General features: G+C 68.0%; 14 protein-coding genes. 5 read left to right on the forward strand and 9 right to left on the reverse strand.

Annotation, left to right across the window (positions count from 1 at the left end):
* The first annotated feature begins 98 nt into the window (after window positions 1–98).
* Both ndk and ACWGL1_RS08155 read left to right on the forward strand, forming a co-directional pair.
* Window positions 99–518 (forward strand): nucleoside-diphosphate kinase, encoded by a 420-nt coding sequence (gene ndk, locus ACWGL1_RS08150; RefSeq protein ID WP_452111719.1) that lies wholly within the window; start codon window positions 99–101, stop codon window positions 516–518.
* 179 nt (window positions 519–697) lie between these two features.
* Window positions 698–910 carry a hypothetical protein gene (locus tag ACWGL1_RS08155; RefSeq protein WP_291776064.1) on the forward strand — a complete coding sequence of 71 codons (213 nt, stop codon included), beginning with the start codon at window positions 698–700 and terminating at the stop codon, window positions 908–910.
* An 80-nt stretch (window positions 911–990) separates the two neighbouring features.
* Here the strand turns inward: ACWGL1_RS08155 and ACWGL1_RS08160 are convergent, their stop codons facing one another.
* A complete protein-coding gene (locus ACWGL1_RS08160; protein ID WP_452111720.1) occupies window positions 991–3,063 on the reverse strand; it encodes a M13 family metallopeptidase in 2,073 nt (690 codons plus the stop codon).
* A gap of 116 nt (window positions 3,064–3,179) precedes the next feature.
* A complete protein-coding gene (purN, locus tag ACWGL1_RS08165; RefSeq protein WP_452111721.1) occupies window positions 3,180–3,764 on the reverse strand; it encodes a phosphoribosylglycinamide formyltransferase in 585 nt (194 codons plus the stop codon).
* A gap of 202 nt (window positions 3,765–3,966) precedes the next feature.
* On the opposite strand from purN, the gene ACWGL1_RS08170 reads away from it, so the two are divergent.
* Window positions 3,967–5,556 (forward strand): S10 family peptidase, encoded by a 1,590-nt coding sequence (locus ACWGL1_RS08170; RefSeq protein WP_452111722.1) that lies wholly within the window; start codon window positions 3,967–3,969, stop codon window positions 5,554–5,556.
* Between the two features lie 246 nt (window positions 5,557–5,802).
* Here ACWGL1_RS08170 and purM read toward each other — a convergent pair whose 3' ends face one another.
* Window positions 5,803–6,840, reverse strand: a complete 1,038-nt coding sequence (gene purM, locus ACWGL1_RS08175) for a phosphoribosylformylglycinamidine cyclo-ligase (protein ID WP_452111723.1) — start codon at window positions 6,838–6,840, stop codon at window positions 5,803–5,805.
* An 81-nt stretch (window positions 6,841–6,921) separates the two neighbouring features.
* Here purM and rnd point away from each other — a divergent pair, with 81 nt between their 5' ends.
* Window positions 6,922–8,076: a ribonuclease D gene (rnd, locus tag ACWGL1_RS08180; protein ID WP_291774325.1), complete on the forward strand. Its 1,155-nt coding sequence runs from the start codon at window positions 6,922–6,924 to the stop codon at window positions 8,074–8,076.
* Window positions 8,077–8,288: 212 nt separating this feature from the next.
* Here rnd and ACWGL1_RS08185 read toward each other — a convergent pair whose 3' ends face one another.
* The 3 genes from ACWGL1_RS08185 to ACWGL1_RS08195 all read right to left on the reverse strand — a co-directional run bounded on the left by ACWGL1_RS08185 (window position 8,289) and on the right by ACWGL1_RS08195 (window position 12,764).
* Complete coding sequence (locus tag ACWGL1_RS08185; RefSeq protein WP_452111724.1) at window positions 8,289–9,779, reverse strand: Ppx/GppA phosphatase family protein; 1,491 nt, start codon at window positions 9,777–9,779, stop codon at window positions 8,289–8,291.
* Entirely contained in the window at window positions 9,779–12,010 is a 2,232-nt protein-coding gene (locus tag ACWGL1_RS08190; RefSeq protein ID WP_312220054.1) for an RNA degradosome polyphosphate kinase, read from the reverse strand. Before ACWGL1_RS08190 ends, ACWGL1_RS08185 begins: the two co-directional genes overlap by 1 nt.
* Before the next feature lie 91 nt (window positions 12,011–12,101).
* On the reverse strand, window positions 12,102–12,764 hold the full coding sequence (locus tag ACWGL1_RS08195) for a chromosomal replication initiator DnaA (RefSeq protein WP_452111725.1): 663 nt from the start codon (window positions 12,762–12,764) through the stop codon (window positions 12,102–12,104).
* Window positions 12,765–12,973: 209 nt separating this feature from the next.
* On the opposite strand from ACWGL1_RS08195, the gene aspS reads away from it, so the two are divergent.
* Window positions 12,974–14,806 (forward strand): aspartate--tRNA ligase, encoded by a 1,833-nt coding sequence (gene aspS, locus ACWGL1_RS08200; RefSeq protein WP_452111726.1) that lies wholly within the window; start codon window positions 12,974–12,976, stop codon window positions 14,804–14,806.
* Window positions 14,807–14,872: 66 nt separating this feature from the next.
* On the opposite strand, the gene ACWGL1_RS08205 is transcribed toward aspS, so the two are convergent.
* From ACWGL1_RS08205 to ACWGL1_RS08215, 3 genes are all read right to left on the reverse strand, one after another.
* Window positions 14,873–15,751 (reverse strand): pentapeptide repeat-containing protein, encoded by an 879-nt coding sequence (locus ACWGL1_RS08205; RefSeq protein WP_291774340.1) that lies wholly within the window; start codon window positions 15,749–15,751, stop codon window positions 14,873–14,875.
* A 65-nt stretch (window positions 15,752–15,816) separates the two neighbouring features.
* On the reverse strand, window positions 15,817–16,311 hold the full coding sequence (locus ACWGL1_RS08210) for a pentapeptide repeat-containing protein (protein WP_291774343.1): 495 nt from the start codon (window positions 16,309–16,311) through the stop codon (window positions 15,817–15,819).
* Window positions 16,312–16,382: 71 nt separating this feature from the next.
* On the reverse strand, window positions 16,383–19,019 hold the full coding sequence (locus ACWGL1_RS08215; RefSeq protein ID WP_452111727.1) for a TSCPD domain-containing protein: 2,637 nt from the start codon (window positions 19,017–19,019) through the stop codon (window positions 16,383–16,385).
* Between the last annotated feature and the right edge of the window lie 107 nt (window positions 19,020–19,126).

Raw genomic sequence — 19,126 nt, forward strand, 5'->3', positions numbered from 1 at the left:
CCGGAAAGAAAAAGGCTTACGCGCGGGGATATTGGAAAGATGTGCGGCGCTCGCTATAAGCCGCCGACCCTCAAACTCCCAAACAAGAAGTCACTCCCATGACCGAACGCACGTTCTCGATCATCAAGCCGGACGCCACCCGCCGCAACCTGACGGGCGCCATCAACGCCGTCATCGAAGGCGCCGGCCTGCGTATCGTGGCTCAACGCCGCATCAAGCTGACCGAAGCCCAGGCCAAGAAATTCTACGAAGTGCACGCCGAGCGTCCCTTCTACGGCGAACTGGTCTCGCAGATGATCGCCGAGCCGGTCGTCGTGCAGGTGCTGGAAGGCGACAACGCCGTCGCCAAGTACCGCGAAGTCATGGGCGCCACCAACCCGAACGACGCCGCCGAAGGCACCATCCGCAAGCTGTTCGCCCTGTCGATCGGTGAGAACTCGGTCCACGGTTCGGACTCGCTGGACAACGCCAAGATCGAGATCGAGCAGTTCTTCACCGACGCTGACATCGTCGGCTGATCTTGAAGGGCCGCGCTCGTCGGCCCTTCGGGAAGCTTTTTGTAAGCCGCGGTCAAAAGGTTCCGCCTTTTCGACCCGCCGCGGCTTGTGACAATTCGGCCTGCTCCCGGAACCGGGGGCGGGCCGTTTCGTTTTTACGGTCACGCCGTCCCTCTCGAAGAAGAACAAGGATGACCGCCATGAAGACGATGCTGAAGCTTGCCCCGGTGCTCGGCCTGACGGCCCTGCTGGCCGCCTGCGGTACGACCACGGAACAACGCGCCGCCACGGGCGCCCTGGGCGGCGCGGTCGCCGGTCAGGCGATCGGCGGCAACACCGGCGCGACCGTCGCCGGCGGCGTCATAGGCGCTGTCGCAGGCGCCGCCACCACGCCCAGGAAGCCGCACGAGTAAGGCTTTCGCTGCACGGTAAAAAAAGGGCGTCGGCCGCGAAGCCGACGCCCTTTCCTTTTGTCCGTCGCCGGACGCGTCGCTTACCAGATGCGGGCGCGCTTCTCGGGGGCGATGAACTCCGCCTGATCCGGGGTGACGCCGAAGGCGGCGTACCAGGCGTCGATGTTGCGCGGCGGGGTGGCGGCGCGCGCCATGCCGGGCGAGTGCGGGTCGGTGGTCAGCTGCTCTTTCAGAGCCTCTTCACGCGACTTCTCGCGCCACACCTGGGCCCAGCCCAGGAAGACGCGCTGTTCGCCGGTCAGGCCGTCGATCACCGGGGCCGGTTGACCGTTCAGGCTGCGCTTATAGGCGTCCAGCGCCATCAGCAGCCCGCCCAGATCGGCGATGTTCTCGCCCATCGTCAGGTCGCCGTTGATGTGCATCCCCGGCACGGGCTCTTCGGCGGAGTAGATGGCGCCCAGGGTCTTGGCGCGCTCCTCGAAGCGGGCGGCGTCCTCCGGCGTCCACCAGTCGCGCAGTACGCCGTTGGCGTCGGTCTTGCGGCCCTGGTCGTCGAAGCCGTGGGTGATCTCGTGACCGATCACGGCGCCGATGCCGCCGTAGTTGACCGCCGGATCGGCGTTCGGGTCGAAGAAGGGCGCCTGCAGGATGGCGGCCGGGAAGACGATCTCGTTGCGCGGCGGGTTGTAGTAGGCGTTCACCGTCTGGGGCGTCATCCCCCACTCCAGCGGATCGACCGGCTGGCCGATCTTGCCGCGGTTCCAGGCCCAGTCGAAGGCGGCGGCGCGCTCGACGTTGCCGTAGAGGTCGTCGGCCTTCAGCTCCAGCCCGTCATAGTCGCGCCACTTCTCGGGATAGCCGATCTTCACCCCGAACTTGGACATCTTCAGCAGGGCCTGCTCGCGCGTGGCCTCGCTCATCCAGTCCAGAGCCTTCAGGCGCTCGGTCATGGCGGCGCTGAGGTTGGCGACCAACTGCTCCATCTGGGTCTTGGACGAGGCGGGGAAGTGCAGGCGGACGTATTCCTGGCCCAGCACCTCGCCCAGCTGGCCGTCGACCAGAACCACGCCGCGGTTCCAGCGCGGGCGGTTCTCGGGCTGGCCGCGCAGGGTCTTTCCGCGGAACTCGAAGCGCGAGTCGACGAAGGGGTCGGACAGATAGGGGCTGGCCTGATCGACGGTCTGGAAGGCCTGCCAGGCTTTCAGAGTCTCGATCGGGGCATCAGCGAACACCTGGGCGATGCCGGGGATGGCGGTGTTCTCCATCAGCACCAGCGTCGGCACGCCCTCGACCTTGGAGGCCTGAAGGAAGGCGGCCCAGTCGAAGCCCGGCGCAAAGGTCGACAGCTGCGCCGCCGGGGTCGGATTGTAGATCTTGTCGATCTGGCGACGCTCGACCGTGGTCCAGTGCTTCTCGGCCACCTTGGTCTCGAAGGCCAGGATGTCGGCGGCGGCCTGGGCCGGGTTGCTCCACCCGGCGGCGGTCAGGGCGCGCGCGACATAGGCGACATAGGCTTCGCGCTGCGTGGCGAAGTCGGGCTTCAGATAATAGTCGCGGTCCGGCAGGCCCAGACCGCCCTGGCCCAGATAGGCCGAGTTGACGTTGGGATCCTGCAGGTCCTCGAACACCGCCAGGCCGAACAGGGAGCCGCCGAAGCCTTCATGGCTGGCGCCCATCAGGCGGGCCATGTCGCTGTGGTTCGCCACGGCGCGGATGGCGGCCAGGTCGGCGGCCAGGGGCTGGGCGCCCAACTGGTTGACGCGGGCCTCGTCCATGAAGCTGGCGTACAGGGCGCCGACCTTCTGGGCGTTGGCGTTGGTCGGGTTGGCGGCGCTGGCCTCGATGATGGCGCGCAGTTGGGCCTGCGAATTCTCATACAGGACGTCGAACGGGCCGAAGCGGGCCTTGTCGGCCGGAATCTCGGTGTTCTTCAGATAGACGCCGTTGGCGTAGGCGTTGAAGTCGTCGCCTGGATTCACCGTCAGGTCGCGGCCGTCCAGATCAAAGCCCCAGGGCTTGATCTCGGGCGTGGTCGAGGCGGCCGCCGAAGCGTGGGCGTGTTGAGCCAAATTTGATTGAGCAAGGGTCGGCTGGGCCGAGAAGGTGAGGGCGACGGCCATGGCGGCGGCGCCCATCAGGCGAGTTTTCATCATCGGGTCTTTCCCAGTGGTGCAGACGTGCGCGATTGCGCCAGTGAGACGGCGCATTCGTGCTTGCCGGCAAACTGCGCCCGCCTGCGACGGCCTGTCGCATTAAAAATCGTTAAGGATTACGAGCGGCGGACGAAATCGGCGAGCGCCTGGGGATAAAGGCCGTGCTCCGCCGTCTTGACCCGTTCGGCCAGGATGTCCGGCGTGTCGCCGGGCTGGATCGGCACGCGCGCCTGGCCCAGGACAGGGCCTTCGTCGACGCCCTCGGTGACGATGTGGACGGTGCAGCCCGCCTCAAGGTCGCCGGCCTCGATGGCGCGGGCGTGGGTGTTCAGTCCCGGATAGAGCGGCAGCAGCGACGGGTGGATGTTCAGCATCCGGCCGGCCCATTTCCCGACCAGCCACGGGGTGAGCAGACGCATATAGCCCGCCAGGGCCACGACCTGGACGCCGCGTTCGGCCAGCAGGGCGTCGATGGCGCGCTCGTGCGCCTCGCGGTCCTTGCCGAAGGGCTTGTGTTCGACGGTCAGCGCCTCGACGCCCGCCGCCTCGGCCTTCGCCAGACCGCCCGCGCCTGCGATATTGGAGATGACGACCACGACCTCATATGGCGCGTCCGCGGTCTGGCCGGCCGCGATCAGGCTGGCCATGTTCGATCCGGTTCCCGAGATCAGGACGGCGACGCGGGTTTTGGCGACGGACATGGGCGGCTCACGCGTGAAAGAAGGCGCAACTGCCATGCGGCCCCGAAAGCGACTTAGCAAGAGGTAGGGCGTGGCGAAGGGGAGGGGCGCGTCGCTGCCGAACGATTGTCGCTGAACTGTCTCAAACTCCGTTGCTTCTTCGGAAACGGCGGCGTTAGCGTCGATGCGCCGGAGAGTCCGGCATCCAAGGGGGAGTACCTGAATGCGTCGTCTGTTGACCGCCGCCTGCGCCGCGGCTCTGTTGGCCGCGCCGGCCGTTTCCATGGCTCAGGAAGCCGCGTCCGGCGGTTCGGGGCCGGTCCGCTCGGCCGCCGATCGCCTGCGTAACGCCAACGCCGAGCAGATCGAGAAGAATTGGGCCCGCGCTGTCGCCGATGAATCGGAAGTCACCACCAGCCACTCGATCAACGCCCACGGCCGCACCCTGCGCTACAAGGCGACGGCGGGCACCCTGACGGTCCGCAACGACGCAGGGATGCCGACGGCCAGCCTCTTCTATGTGGCCTATACGTTGGACGGCCAGCCGGTGGGCCGCCGCCCGATCACCTATATGTTCAACGGCGGGCCGGGTTCGCCGACGGTGTGGCTGCACATGGGCGCCTTCGGCCCGATGCGGGTCCAGACCGACGCTCCGGTGGTCGAGCGTCCGGGGCCATTCAACCTCGCGCCCAACGACATGACCTTGCTGGACAAGACCGATCTGGTCTTCATCGACATGGTCGGCGCCGGTTATTCGCGTCCGCTGGGCGAGACGCCGGGCTCGGCCTTCTGGGGCGTGGATCAGGATGCGGACACCTTCGCCCGCGCCATCATGCGCTACACGACCAAGTTCGACCGCTGGTCCAGCCCGAAATACATCCTGGGCGAAAGCTACGGCACCCTGCGCGCCGGCGCCCTGGTGCATCAGCTGGAAGATCGCGGCATGTCGCTGAACGGCGTGGTCCTGCTGTCCTCGATCATGAACTACGGCGTGCGCCAGCCGGGCTATCCGCAGAACTTCGTCACCCTGCTGCCGACCTATGCGGCGACGGCCTGGTATCACAACAAGATCCCGAACAAGCCCAGCCTGGAAGAGCACGTCCAGCGCGCCCGTGAATTCGCCATCGGCCCCTATGCGGCGGCCCTGTCGAAGGGGCACCTGATCTCGGACGCCGAGCGCGCCCAGATCGCCCAGCAGATGAGCGCCCTGATCGGCATCTCGCCTGAGGTCCTGGATCAGGCCAATCTGCGCCTTGAGCTCAGCCCGTTCCGGAAGGAGCTGCTGCGCGACCGTCGTCAGACGATCGGCCGACTGGACATGCGCTATCTGGGCATTGACGCCAATGCGGTGGGCGGTTCGCCCGAGGAAGATCCCTCGAGCAGCGCCATCACCGGCGCCTATTTCAGCATCTTCCGCGACTACATCGCCACGACGCTGAACTATCGGACGGAGATGGACTATCGCCAGTCTGCTCGCGGCCTGCCGGGCTTCAACTGGGACTGGAACCACCGCCCGCCGGTCGGCGGCCCGCAGACGACGCCGAACACGGCGGTCGACCTGGCCACCGCCATTCGTCGCAATCCGCACCTGAAGGTGCTGGCGCTGAACGGCTATTACGACGCCGCCACGCCCTTCTTCGGCACGGAATACGACCTGGCCCAGATGATGCTGGAGCCGCACCTGCGCGGGAATCTGGAGTTCACCTACTATGAAGGCGGACACATGATGTACACGGCCCGCCCGGCGCTGGAGCAACTGCACGTCGATCTGTCGAAGTTCTACAATGAGACGGAAAACGGCGGCCTGCGCTGATCCCGGCGACCGTCTGAAATGAAGAAGGCCCCGGTCACGCGACCGGGGCCTTTTTTTGCGCTCCCGCTTTCTCCCGCTCACCCCGGCGGACGCCGGGGCCCAGTGAGAACGGTAAGCGCTGCATCCTGAGCCAAAGCACTGGATCCCGGCGTCCGCCGGGATGAGCGGGAATGAAGGGTATCATTCGACAAAAAAGCCCCCGGTCGCGTTGACCGGGGGCTTTTGTCTTGTCGGAAGGCGATGGCCTTACGCCGTCTGCAGTTGTCCGCAGACAAACGCCGTCTCGCCTGCGTTCAGCAGGGCGGCGAGCACCGGCTCGACGTTCTCGGGCGCGACGATCAGGATGAAGCCGACGCCGCAGTTGAAGGTGCGGCGCATCTCGTGGTCCGAAATCCCGCCCGTCTCGCCTAGCCACTGGAAGACGGCGGGCATGGGCCAGGCGTTCCAGTCGAAGCTGGCTTCAAGGCCCTCGGCGATGCAGCGCGGCGGATTCTCGATCAGGCCGCCGCCCGTGATGTGGGCCGCGCCCTTGATCAGGTCGGCCTTCATCAGCGGCAGGACCGGCTTCACATAGATGCGGGTCGGCTCCATCAGGGCCTGGGCCAGCGACTGGTCCTTGGCGAAGGGAGCGTCGTCGCCCCAGGCCAGGCCGGACTTCTCGACCACCTTGCGGATCAGGGAATAGCCGTTCGAGTGCGGACCCGAGGAGGCTAGGCCGATAATGATGTCGCCCGGCTTCTGTTGGTCCAGATAGGGCAGGACCTTGCCGCGCTCGACGGCGCCGACCGAGAAACCGGCCAGATCATAGTCGCCGCCCGAATACATGCCCGGCATTTCGGCCGTCTCGCCGCCGACCAGAGCGCTGCCCGACTGGCGGCAGCCCTCGGCGATGCCCGCGACGACGCGGCGCGCAGCGTCCACGTCCAGCTTGCCCGTGGCGTAGTAGTCCAGGAACATCAGCGGCTCGGCGCCCTGGGCCAGCAGGTCGTTGACGCACATGGCGACCAGGTCGACGCCCACGCCGTCATGACGGCCGGTTTCGATGGCGATCTTCAGCTTGGTGCCGACGCCGTCGGTGGTGGTGACGATCAGCGGATCTTCAAAACCGGCGGCCTTCAGGTCGAACAGGGCTCCGAAACCGCCCAGCGAAGCCTCGGCGCCGGGGCGGCGCGTGGACTTGGCCAGGGGCTTGATCGCGTCGACCAGCTGTTCTCCGGCGTCGATATCCACGCCTGCGTCGGCGTAGGTCAGGCCATTCTTCAGGGCCTCAGGGGTGTCGCTCATCGGTCACGGCTCGAAATCGGGGGCGAAAATTTGTCGCGGCGCTCTTGCCACGACGGCGTCGCGCGGGGCTATAGCATCGGAATGACGCCAATCACCACCAATGACGCGCTGATCGCCTTCTGCGAGCGTTTGGCCAAGGCCCCGTTCATCACCGTCGATACGGAATTCATGCGGGAAACCACCTACTGGCCCAGGCTGTGCCTGATTCAGGCGGCGGCTTCGCCTACGGACGCCGCCATCATCGACCCGATGGCCGAGGATCTGAATCTGGAGCCGTTCCTCGACATCCTGCGGGACGAATCGATTCTGAAGGTGTTCCACGCCGCCCGACAGGACGTGGAGATCTTCAACAAGCTGGGCGCCATGCCGCGCCCGCTGTTCGACACCCAGGTCGCCGCCATGGCCGCCGGTTTCGGCGATCAGGTCAGCTATGAGGCGCTGGTGCGCCAGATGCTGCGCCAGGAGCTGGACAAGGGCAGCCGCTTCACCGACTGGGCGCGTCGTCCGCTGTCGGAGGCGCAGCTGACCTATGCGCTGGGCGACGTGACGCATCTGTCGGCGCTGTATCCCAAGCTGCGCGACCGGCTGCAGAAGGAAGGCCGTCTGGACTGGGTCATGTCGGAAATGGGCGCGGTCACGGACCCGGCGCTCTACGACACCTCGCCCGAGAACGCCTGGAAGCGGCTGAAACCGAAGAAGTTCAACGCCAAGTATCTGGCCGCCTTCGTCGCCACCGCAGTCTGGCGCGAGCGCGCGGCCCAGGAACGCGACCAGCCGCGCGGCCGCATCCTGAAGGACGAGGCCATCGACGAGATCGCCGTCCAGGCGCCGACCGACCCGGACGCCTTCAACCGCCTGCGTTCGGTGCCGAAGGGCTTTGGCGGTTCGCGTCTGGGGCTGGAGCTGGCGGCCGAGCTGAAGCGCGTCCTGGCCGACCCGGAAGCCCATGCGCCCAAGCTGGAGCGGCCGTCGCACAATCAGCCGGCGCCGCCCTCGGTGGTCGAGCTGTTGAAGGTGCTGCTGAAGGCCAAGAGCGACAACGCGGGCGTGGCGGCCAAGCTGATCGCCACTGTCTCCGACCTGGAGAAGATCGCCCTGAACGACAACGCCGACGTTGAAGCCATGAAGGGCTGGCGCCGCCAGTTGTTCGGCGAGGACGCGCTGAAGCTCAAGAAGGGCGAGATCGCCCTGGTCCTGAACGGCGCCCGCGTCGAAGTGGTCGAGATCGAGGGCTAACTCACCCTCTCCCGGCGGGAGAGGGCTTGAGCGCACGAGAGCGCCAGCGATCGTTCTTGCGCGAAAGGGTGAGGGGCTTGCCCTGTCAGTCGGCGTAAGCCGTCGCACCATGGCCTTGCGGCCGACTTCACCCGTGAACCCTCACCCTTTCGCCTTAGCCAATCGCCTCCGGCTCTTGGAGGCTCAAGCCCTCTCCCATTGGGAGAGGGTTTTTATATTTTCAGCGCCAGGTCCATCGCTTCGGCCAGGGCCTTGGCGCGGCGTTTGGTCTGTTCGCCGAGCAGCATGTCGGCGTAGCCGTTGGCGGCCGTGACGCGCAGCGCGCCCTTCTCGACCGTGGCCGTGGCGTTCGCCAGCAACTGCGGCGAGCGGCCGGACAGGTCGCAGGCCAGCCGCATGGCTAGGCCCAGGGCGCGGGCGCGCTTCTGGCCCTTGTCCGAAAGCAGGCGGTTGACCGTATCCGGCGCGGGCGTGCGCGCCTCGCCGCCATAGCGGGCGTTCATCGCCACGGCCATGAAGGCGCGTTCGGCGTGGGTCTGGCCCGGAATGGGCGACCACAGCACCTGATCGAACACCAGGTTGATGCGGTGGTCCGGATGCAGCCGCGCCCCCAGGTCCGCCAGCCGGCAGACCGAGGATGTCAGCAGGGCGTCGCGTTCCTCGCCGAACACTTCCGGCAGGGCGGAGGCGACCGACTGCAGCCAGCCGTCCAGGGCGCGGGGCAGGGCCGGGTCCACCCCTTGTCGGCCGCCCCAGGCCGAACAGCCGGCCAGCAGGGGATCGACCGCCCGCATGGCGGGCTCCATGCCATGATACAGCAGCCCCTCGCGCACGCCCCAGGCCGAGAAGACGACTGAGCTCAGCTTCAGGCGATCGATCAGCCCCTCCAGCACCAGGGCGGCGTAGGGCAGAGTCTCGGCCCGGCGCTTGGATACGCCCGGCAGCTTCTCCAGGGAGACGCGTGACTGGCGCGCGATCAGACGGGCCATGTCGCGGGCGTCGGCGGCGCTCATGGCGTACTGATGGACGATGCGGATCGGATGATCGGCCATCGCCATGTGCATCTGGGCCAGGCTGCGCCAGGCGCCGCCGACGGCGTAGAGCGTCGAGGTCGCATAGGCGTCCTCGACCGGCCCCAGCCGCTTGGCGATGCGGGCGCGCAGGCGATCCGCGTCGAAGCCCTTGGCGTCCAGCAGGGTGAAGGGGCCGAGCGCCAGGGTCACGCCCTTGCCGCGGGGCCCGTCGCCGATCCGGGTCAGCTCCAGACTGGCGCCGCCCATGTCGGCGGCCACGCCGCGCGCGCCGGGATCGCCCGCCAGCACGCCCAGCGCCGAATATTTCGCCTCCTCCTCGCCGCTGAGCACGCGGATGCGCAGGCCCGTCTCGGCGGCCACGCGCTCGCAGAACAGGGGGCCGTCCTCGGCCTCGCGCACGGCGGCTGTGGCGGCGACCAGCACCTGGTCCGGCTGGACGCCCTCGATCACGGCGGCGAAGCGGCGCAGGGCTGTCATGGCCATGACTACGCCCGGTTCGGACAGGCGCCGGGTGGCGGCCAGGTCACGCCCCAGACCCGCCAGCACCTTTTCGTTGAACATGGTCCAGACCGCCCGGCCTTCGAGCCGATACAGCACCAGGCGCACCGAGTTGGAGCCGATATCGATGACGGCGATCTGTTTCGACTCGTATTCGCGCTCGGGGCTCATCAGCGGCGCTTCCGCGGCTTGAGGCCAGGGTAGGACAAGGCTCCGGGCAGGGTCTTCACCTTGCGGCCGCGCCCCGACAGGCTGGGGTTGGTCATGAAATACTTGTGCGCCGAGAAGGGCCGTTCGGAGCCGCTGGGCATCACACGGCGGTAGGAGCCGTCGGAGGCCAGGACCCAGCTCTGGGCGTCGTCCTTCAGATTGGCGACCATGATCTGGTCCAGCACCTGATCGTGGACGGTGGCGTTCAGGATCGGCGTCATCACCTCGACCCGGCGGTCCAGGTTGCGCGGCATCCAGTCGGCCGAGGAGATGTAGACCCGCGCCCGGTTGCTGGGCAGGTCGTGGCCGTTGGCGAAGGCGACGATGCGGCTGTGCTCCAGGAAGCGGCCGACGATCGACTTGACCCGGATGTTTTCCGACAGGCCCGGCACGCCGGGGCGCAGGCAGCAGATACCCCGGATGACCAGTTCGATGCGCACGCCCCATTGGCTGGCGCGATAGAGGGCGTCGATGATCTCCGGATCGACCAGGGCGTTCATCTTGGCCCAGATGGCGGCGGGCTTGCCCTTGGCGGCGGCCGACATCTCCTTGCCGATCATCTCGATCAGGCTGGTCTTCATGTTCAGCGGCGAGACGACCAAGGCCTCCAGTTCGTCGGGCGCCGCATAGCCGGTGATGTAGTTGAACACCCGGGTCGCATCCCGGCCCAGCGCCGGGTCGCAGGTGAACAGGCTCAGGTCCGTGTAGATCTTGGCCGTGACCGGATGATAGTTGCCGGTGCCGAAGTGGCAGTAGGTGCGAAGGCTGTCGCCCTCGCGCCGGACGACGACGCTCATCTTGGCGTGGGTCTTGTACTCCACGAAACCGAAGACGACGTGGACGCCCGCCCGCTCCATCTGGCGCGCCCAGCGCAGGTTGGCCTCCTCGTCGAAGCGCGCCTTCAGCTCCACCAGGGCGGTGACGTTCTTGCCGTTCTCGGCCGCCTCGATCAGGGCGGCGACGATGGGGCTGTCCTTGGAGGTGCGATACAGGGTCTGCTTGATGGCGATGACGTTGGGGTCGCGCGCCGCCTGACGCAGGAACTGGACCACCACGTCGAAGCTCTCGAACGGGTGGTGGATCAGCATGTCCTTTTCGCGCACCGCCGCGAAGATGTCGCCGCCGTTGTCGCGCACCCGCTCGGGGTAGCGCGGCTCATAGCCTTTGAACTTCAGGTCGGGATGGCCGCCGGGGATCAGTTCCGACAGTTGGGCCAGCCCCAGCATCCCGTCGACCAGCACCACGTCCTGCGGCTGGGCGTGAAGCTGGGCGATGATGAAGTCGCGCAGGTCGTCAGGCATGTCCGCTTGAATCTTGATGCGCACGACCGAGCCCATGCGGCGCTGCTTCAGCGCCTCCTCGAACTCCATGACCAGATCTTCGGCCTCTTCCTCGATCTCGATGTCGGAATCGCGGATCAGGCGGAACAGACCCTTTTCCAGGATTTCGCAGCCCGGAAACATGTGGTCGATGAACAGCAGCAGCAGGTTTTCCAGCGAGACATAGCGCGTGCGCCCCGGCGTTGAACGTCCGTCCGTCGCCAGCGCCCAGAAGCGCCGCACCTGCGTCGGCACCGGCACCAGGGCGTAGAGGACGCGGTTGTCGCTGTTGCGCCGCAGCTTCAGCGCCAGCGAGAAGCCGAGGTTGGGCAGGAAGGGGAAGGGATGCGCCGGGTCGATGGCCATCGGCGTCAAGACGGCGAACAACTGGTTCAGGAACTCAGGCTCCAGCCGCTCGCGCTCGGTCTTGGTGATGCGGACGCGCTCGACGATCTCGATGCCGGCGGCGGCCATCTCCTTGCGCAGGACGCGCCACTGACGCTGCTGTTCGGCCATCAGGCCGCCCGCCGCCGCATTGACCTGTTCCAGTTGCTCGGCCGGGGTCAGGCCGTCGGGCGAGACGACGCGGACGCGCTCGCGCACCTGGCCCTTCAGGCCGGCCACGCGGGTCATAAAGAACTCGTCCAGGTTGTTGGCCGAGATGGACAGGAAACGCACCCGCTCCAGCAGGGGGTGGCCCTCGTTCGCCGCCTCTTCCAGCACCCGGCCGTTGAAGGCCAGCCACGACAGCTCGCGGTTGATGAACCGCTCGGGCGAGGCCATCAGCGCCTCCGACAGCTCCAGCTGCGGGGCGCGAGAGGAGGGGACTTCCTCGCCGGTGGTGTCGACGGCGATGGGCGCGATATCGGTCATGATTCCGTTGTCGCGCGCGCCTGTGACGGCTGCAACCGCGATTGTGTCGCGGCAGGCGGGACTTAACTACTCCGCGGGGATGAGCGGGTGGTCAGGGTTCCCCGTCCAGCACTTGCCGCGCCAGCACGCGCGTCACGGGGCGGTGCAGGGCGTCCAGGCGGTCGACCACGGCCTCGGCGGCTTCGGCCGAGCGGTCGATGCGGCGGACCAGATAGTCGATCAGTTCGTCGGCCGGGGTGATGTTCCGGCTGGCGAAGGCGCGGCGCAGCATGGCGGCGAAGACCACATCGTCGGGCGCCTCGATCCCCACGGTGCGGATGGCGTTCAGCCGCGAACGCAGGTCCGGCAGATCGGCGGCCCACGAGGCGGGCGGATCGCGGGACACCAGCAGCAGGGCGCCGCCGCCTGACTGGGTCAGGTTGATCAGGTGGAACAGGCTCTCGTCATCGGCGTCCTGGGCCCGGTCCAGCAGGACGGTACGGCCCTCAAGCTCCAACGGATCGATCAGGGCGGCCTCGGCGCCGTGCAGCGCGATGGCGCCGGTGCGTTCCACCCAGGCGGCGGCCAGATGGCTCTTGCCGCAACCGGCCGGGCCGAACAGGGCCAGGACGGCGCCGGGCGCTTCGGGCCAAGCGGCCAGGGCGGCCACGCCCGCGGCGTTCGCCTCAGAGATCGCCAGGTCCGAGGCGCGCTGCGGCGTCTCCTGCTGCAGCGGCAGGCGCAGTTGGCGGATTTCGGCGGCCGAGGCGTTCATGATGACCGGACCCTAGCCGGGCGGGGACGCGGGCGTCTCTGTTGATAGGGCGGGATCACGGGGACAACCTGCGCGCCGCTGTGGATGGCGTATCGCGGGCGTTTCATCCGCGCGATCAGGCCTCAGCCTTGACTTTCGGGGGCGATGATGGGCCTTTCCCCGCTCCTAATTCACGCTGTTCGACAGCCGTTTTCAGACGAAATCCGATCATGCACGCCTATCGCACCCACACCTGCGGCGCCCTCCGTTCGACGGATGCCGGCGCGAATGTTCGTCTGTCGGGCTGGATTCACCGCAAGCGCGACCACGGCGGCCTGCTGTTCGTCGACCTGCGCGATCACTACGGCCTGACCCAGCTGGTCCTGCACCCCGAAACGCCGGGCTTCGACGTGGTCGAGCGTCTGCGCGCCGAGAGCGTCATCAAGATCGACGGCGAAGTCGTCCTGCGCGAAGGATCGACCGTCAACGCCAACCTGCCGACCGGCGAGGTCGAGGTGCGCGTCCTGTCGGTGGAAGTCCTGTCGGAAGCCGCCGAACTGCCGATGCCCGTCTTCGGCGAGCAGGAATATCCGGAAGAGATTCGCCTGAGCAACCGCTTCCTCGACCTGCGTCGTGAGCGTCTGCACAAGAATATCGTCCTGCGTTCGCGCGTGATCCAGTCGATCCGCACCCGCATGGTCGCCCAGGGCTTCCTTGAGTATCAGACGCCGATTCTGACGGCCTCGTCGCCGGAAGGCGCGCGCGACTTCCTGGTGCCGAGCCGGATGCATCCGGGCAAGTTCTACGCGCTGCCGCAGGCCCCGCAGCAGTTCAAGCAGTTGCTGATGGTCTCGGGCTTCGACCGCTATTTCCAGATCGCGCCCTGCTTCCGCGATGAAGACCTGCGCGCCGACCGTTCACTGGAGTTCTACCAGCTCGACGTGGAAATGAGCTTCGTCACGCAGGAAGACGTCTTCCAGGCGATCGAGCCGCTGATGCACGGCCTGTTCACCGAGTTCGGCGAGGGCAAGCCGGTGTCGCCGATCGACGGGACGCACGTCTTCACCAACGACTTCGGTCAGACGATGGAGCACAAGGGCTTCGAGCGTCTGACGTTCGAACAATCGATGAAGTGGTACGGTTCGGACAAGCCGGACCTGCGCAACCCGATCAAGATGCAGGACGTGTCTGACCACTTCCGCGAGGGCGGTTTCGGCCTGTTCGCCAAGATTCTGGGCGCCGACGAGAAGAACGCCGTCTGGGCCATCCCGGCGCCGACGGGCGGCTCGCGCGCCTTCTGCGACCGCATGAACTCCTGGGCGCAGGGCGAGGGCCAGCCGGGCCTGGGCTATATCTTCTGGTCGGACGATCAGCAGTCGTGGGGCGGCCCGATCGCCAAGAACCTGGGTCAGGAGCCGACCGAGGCCCTGATGTCTTCGCTGGGTCTGGGCAAGGGTGACGCGGCCTTCTTCGTCGCCGGTCAGCCGGGCGTCTTCGCCAAGTTCGCCGGTCTGGCCCGCACCCGCGTCGGCACGGAGCTGAAGCTGGTCGATGAGGACCAGTTCAGGTTCTGCTGGATCGTCGACTTCCCCATGTTCGAATGGTCGGAAGAAGAGAAGAAGGTCGACTTCAGCCACAACCCCTTCTCGATGCCGCAGGGCGGCATGGAGGCGCTGGAGACGCAGGACCCGCTGACCATCCGCGCCTATCAGTACGACATCGTCTGCAACGGCTATGAACTGTGCTCGGGCGCGATCCGGAACCACAGGGCTGAGATCATGCTGAAGGCTTTCGAGATCGCCGGCTATGACGCCTCGGTGGTCGAAGAGCAGTTCGGCGGCATGCTGAACGCCTTCCGTTACGGCGCGCCGCCGCACGGCGGTCTGGCGCCGGGCATCGACCGCATCGTCATGCTGCTGGCGGGCGAACATGCCATCCGCGAGGTCATCGCCTTCCCGCTGAACCAGCAGGGCCAGGACCTGCTGATGAGCGCCCCGGCCGAGGTCGAGGAGCGTCAGCTGAAGGAGCTGTCGATCCGCACCCAGCTGCCGATCAAGGTCTGATCACGGCCACAGCGCTGAATTGAGAAAGGGAGGGGACGAGACCCCTCCCTTTCTTGTTTCTGAGCTTCAGTTGCGCGGGCGCGGCGGAACCGGGGGCGCAGGCGGCGCTGGGGGCGTGCGGATGACGCGGACGCCGCTGCGACAGTTGCGGGCCGTCAGCCCGCCGGGCAGGCGGGTTGCAGCGTCGCCGCAGGCCTCCTCGACCTGATCGGCGGTCAGGCCGCGCGCCCGCGACAGATCCAGACCGCGAATGTCGGTGCGGCGCATGGAGGCGTCGCGAAAATCCGCCCGGTTGAAGCTGCCGCCGGACAGGCGCGCGCCGTCCAGATCGGCGTCGCGGAACGTGGCCCCGTCGAAATTCCCGCCGGAGAGATTGGACGCCTTGATGTCGGCGCTGGTGAAGTCGGCGCCGCGGGCGTCGACGTTGGCCAGGGTGGCGCCGAAGATCTCGGCGTCGTTCAACCGCGCGCGGGTCAGGATGGCGCTGTTCATGTTCACGCCCTGAAGCTCGGCCCCGCTCAGATTGGCGCCGCTCAGGTCGACGCGGATCAGGACGGCGCCCGTCGCCTCGGCGCCCATCAGCTGGGCGCCGGTCATCTTGGCGTTGGTGAACATCGAGCCGACCATCTCGATGCCGCGCATGTCGGCGCGGCTGAAGTCCGCCCCCGTGAAGTTCGAGCCGACCAGTTCGGCGCCGCGCAGATTGGCGCCGACCAGGGTGGCGTAGGTGAAGTTGGCGCCGGTCAGGGTCGCGCCGGACAGATCACGGCCGGACAGTTCGCAGCGGGTGCAGCTGCCGCCCAGCGACACCATGCGCGCGACGTCGCGGTCCTGGGTCCAGGTCATGTCCGCCACGCCGGCCAGAGCAGGGGCGGCCGTCGTCAGTCCCGCAAGGGCTGAGGCGGCGAGGGCCAGACGGCGCAGGGGTGAAATCGAACGTTTCATCACCCCCTTTGAATGCGCCTTAGTCCGTAAAAACCCTACTTAAATCGCGGTAACGAAGGCGACGCTCAACAGGCGGGAATGCGCAGGCCTGAAGGCAGAACCGTGTTCTCGTCGCCGCAGGCCTGGTTGAGCTGGGATTGGGTCAGTCCAGTGGCGCGCGACAGCTGCGCGCCCGACAGGTTCGTCCCGTTCAGCTTGGCTCCGGCGAAGGCGGCGCCTTCCAGATAGGTCCCGACGAAGCTGGCGTTGGTCATGTCCGCCCCGCTGAAGTTGGAGCTGGACAGGACGGCGCCGTAGGCCTCGACGTCGCGCAGGTCGGCGCGGCGGAAATTGGTGCGGTTCATCACCGACAGACTGATGTCCGCCTGGCGGATGCGGGCGCCCGACAGGTTCAGCCCGCCGCGCTCCAGACCCGAGAAGTCGCCCTGGAACAGGTTGCAGCCGGGGCAGGAGGCGCCGCGACGCACCTGACTGATCTGCGAGGCGTTCTGCGCCGAGGCGGGCAGGGCCGTCAGCGTCAGGCCGACGGCGGCGAGAAGGGCGATGGCGGGACGGATCATGCGAATGGCTCCAGGCTTTGCGCCTGTCGCAGCAAGAAGCGGGCCGCCGTTTCGGGACAGGCTGTCCCGATTCAGCCCTGAACCTTGGGCGCCGCGCCGCAGGCGCCGCAGACGGGCGTCCCGTTCCGGTCCGTCAGCATCAGGTCGCCGCACTCGGGGCAGGGGCCGGCTTGCGCCTGGACCTGGGGCGTGGTGCGCGGCGACGGCTCTTTCCGGCCGAAGGGGGCGACGATCAGATTGTCGGGCGCCGCGCCTCGAGCGAAGCCCTTGGAGATGAAACGGGCGGCGGGCACGGGCTGGGGCGCGTCGGCGGGAGCCCCGTCCATGCCGTCCAGATTGGCGGCCTCGGGCGTGACTTGGGCCAGCTCGCGTCGGTCCAGATAGGAGACGCCCAGTTCGCGGAACACATAGTCGAGGATGGAGGTCGCCGAGCGAATGGAGTCATTGCCCGTGACCCGTCCCGACGGCTCGAACCGGGTGAAGACGAAGGCGTCGACGAACTCGTCCAGCGGCACGCCGTATTGCAGGCCTATGGAGATGGCGATGGCGAAGTTGTTCATCATCGAGCGGAAAGCGGCGCCTTCCTTGTGCATGTCGATGAAGATCTCGCCCAGTTCGCCGTCTTCGTATTCGCCGGTGTGGATATAGACCTTGTGGCCGCCGACCGAGGCCTTCTGGATATAGCCCTTGCGGCGGTCGGGCAGGCGGCGGCGGGTGCGGTCGCGCTCGACCACCTTCTCCACCACGCGCTCGACGGTGCGGGGCGCGGCCTCAAGGGCGGGCGCAGACTCAGCGCGGCGCGGGGCCTCGACCTCAGGCAGGCGCAGGCGAAAATCGGCAGGAGCCTCGGCACGGTGCAGCACGGCGGCGCGGCGGCCGTCGAGGGCGAAGTCGGCGAGGGCGCGGGCCAGGTCCAGCCGATCGGCGCGCCAGTCCAGCGTGACGGGGGCCAGATCGGGGACGTCGCTGAAGGGTTCGACAGCGCGGCGCAGGTCAGCCTCCAGCGCCTCGCCGGATCGGGACAGCAGCGATCGAAGCGCCTCGGGCGCCGCGTCCCAGTCGGACAGGTCGGGACGGCCGAAAACATGGTCCGCCGCCGCCCGGATCGCCGCCTCGTCAAAGCCCAGACGCGGCAGCAGGGCTTCGCCCGGCGCCAAGGTCAGGCCCAGTACGTCGCCGATGAAGCCTTCGTCCAGCACAGGCGGCGCGAAGGCGTCGGCGAAATCCTCGACCGCGGCCAGGGCGCGCTCGATCCCCTCAAGCTCCAGATCGGTGAAGCCCAGATCGCGCAGGCGGGCGTGGCTGACGCCCGGCGCCTCGGCCAGGGTGCGGCGCCCGAACAGATGGCGCTCGGCGGCTTCAACGTCGGCGCCCGCGCGGGTCAGGGCGACGGCCAACGCCGGACGCAGGCGACGCTCGACCTCGCCGTCCGCCGTCTGCCAGACGTCCGTGGCCGCGAAGGGCGAGACGCCGAGGCGCAGGGACAGTTCGGCGTCGTCGGCGAACAAGCTGATCATCGCGTGACGACGACCGTGGGCGCGCAGGGCCTCGACCGGCTCGCCGCGTTCGGTCAGGGCGGCCAGGGTTTCGTCCTTCACCGCCTCCCACTCGGCGCAGGGGCCGAGGCGCGCGGCCAGATCGGCGGAGGTGGCGTTGGCCCAGCGTGCGAGCTTGGCGGCCAGAACCGAGGCTGAGGCGGCGGGCGCGGCGGCGTCCTGCGCCACGGCCCAGTCGGCCAGACCGCCCAGACCCAGTGCGATGGGGCGTGCGGCGGCGCGCCGATCATCGCTCGAGATATCCAGCGTCAGGTCCAGCGCCGTCACAAGCAATGCGGTCAGGGCGGCCAGCGCCTCCTCGAAGTCGTCTCCGAAGGCGGTAGCCAGAGCGGGCAGGCTGAGCGTCGCGCGGGCGGCCAACGTGGCATCGGCGGCCGCATCCGCATCGGCGGGCGTGAAGACGGCGGCGACGGGGCCTTCCAGCGCCGCCTCGGCGACGGCGAGGGCCAGCGGTCCGCCGACGGCGGCCGTATCGGGCTGGGCCAGTACGATCAGCGGCGCCTGTGCGGCATCGGCCGGCGGCGCAGCGCCTGCCGAAAGGCCCTCGCCCTTGATGGCGCGCAGGATGTCCGCATCGGCGGCGCCGCACTGGCGCGCGACATGGGCGGCGCGGGTCAGGGCGGGGTTGGAGGCGGGATCGGCGCAGGCCGCCGCATCGCCCTCGCACCGCGCCACGGCGTCGGCCACGTTCGCCAGCGCCTGGGCTAGGGCCTCGGCGGCCTGAGCGGCCAGCCGGTTGCGGCGCCAGACGGCGGCCTGCTGCGCCAGTCGGCGCTCGGCCTCGGGCTCGGACAGGTCCAGACGAAGGGCGTCGGAGGCGCGGTCGTCCGCATCGCTGAGGGCGGTCAGGCCCAGCAGGACCGCGCCGGTCAGTTCCGCCTCGAATCGGCGACCTTCGGCGGCGTTGACGAAGACGCCGCCGTCGCGTCCGGCATGGGCGAGGCGCTCGGCCCAGTCATGGACGGCGCCGTTCAGCGGCAGGTCGGGACGGGAAGCGGAGGGTGCGTCAGTCCAGTCCAGCCAGGCTTCGACCTGGACATCGGACCAGGCGGAAGGGGCCAGGACGATCTCGACGGCGTCGGCGCGCTCGATCTCGCGCGGCTCGACGGCGACGTCGGCGGCCAGGGGAGCAAACAGGGGCTTGAAGCGCATCGGGCGTCTCCCACGCTGGGTCTGGAGCGTGTCCTGCGGGCAGCCTAACGGGGTCGAGCGACGCCCTTCAATAGATGTTGCGGCTGCAAGGGGTGTTGCCCACAAGA

The organism is Brevundimonas sp. NPDC055812, from assembly GCF_053616535.1.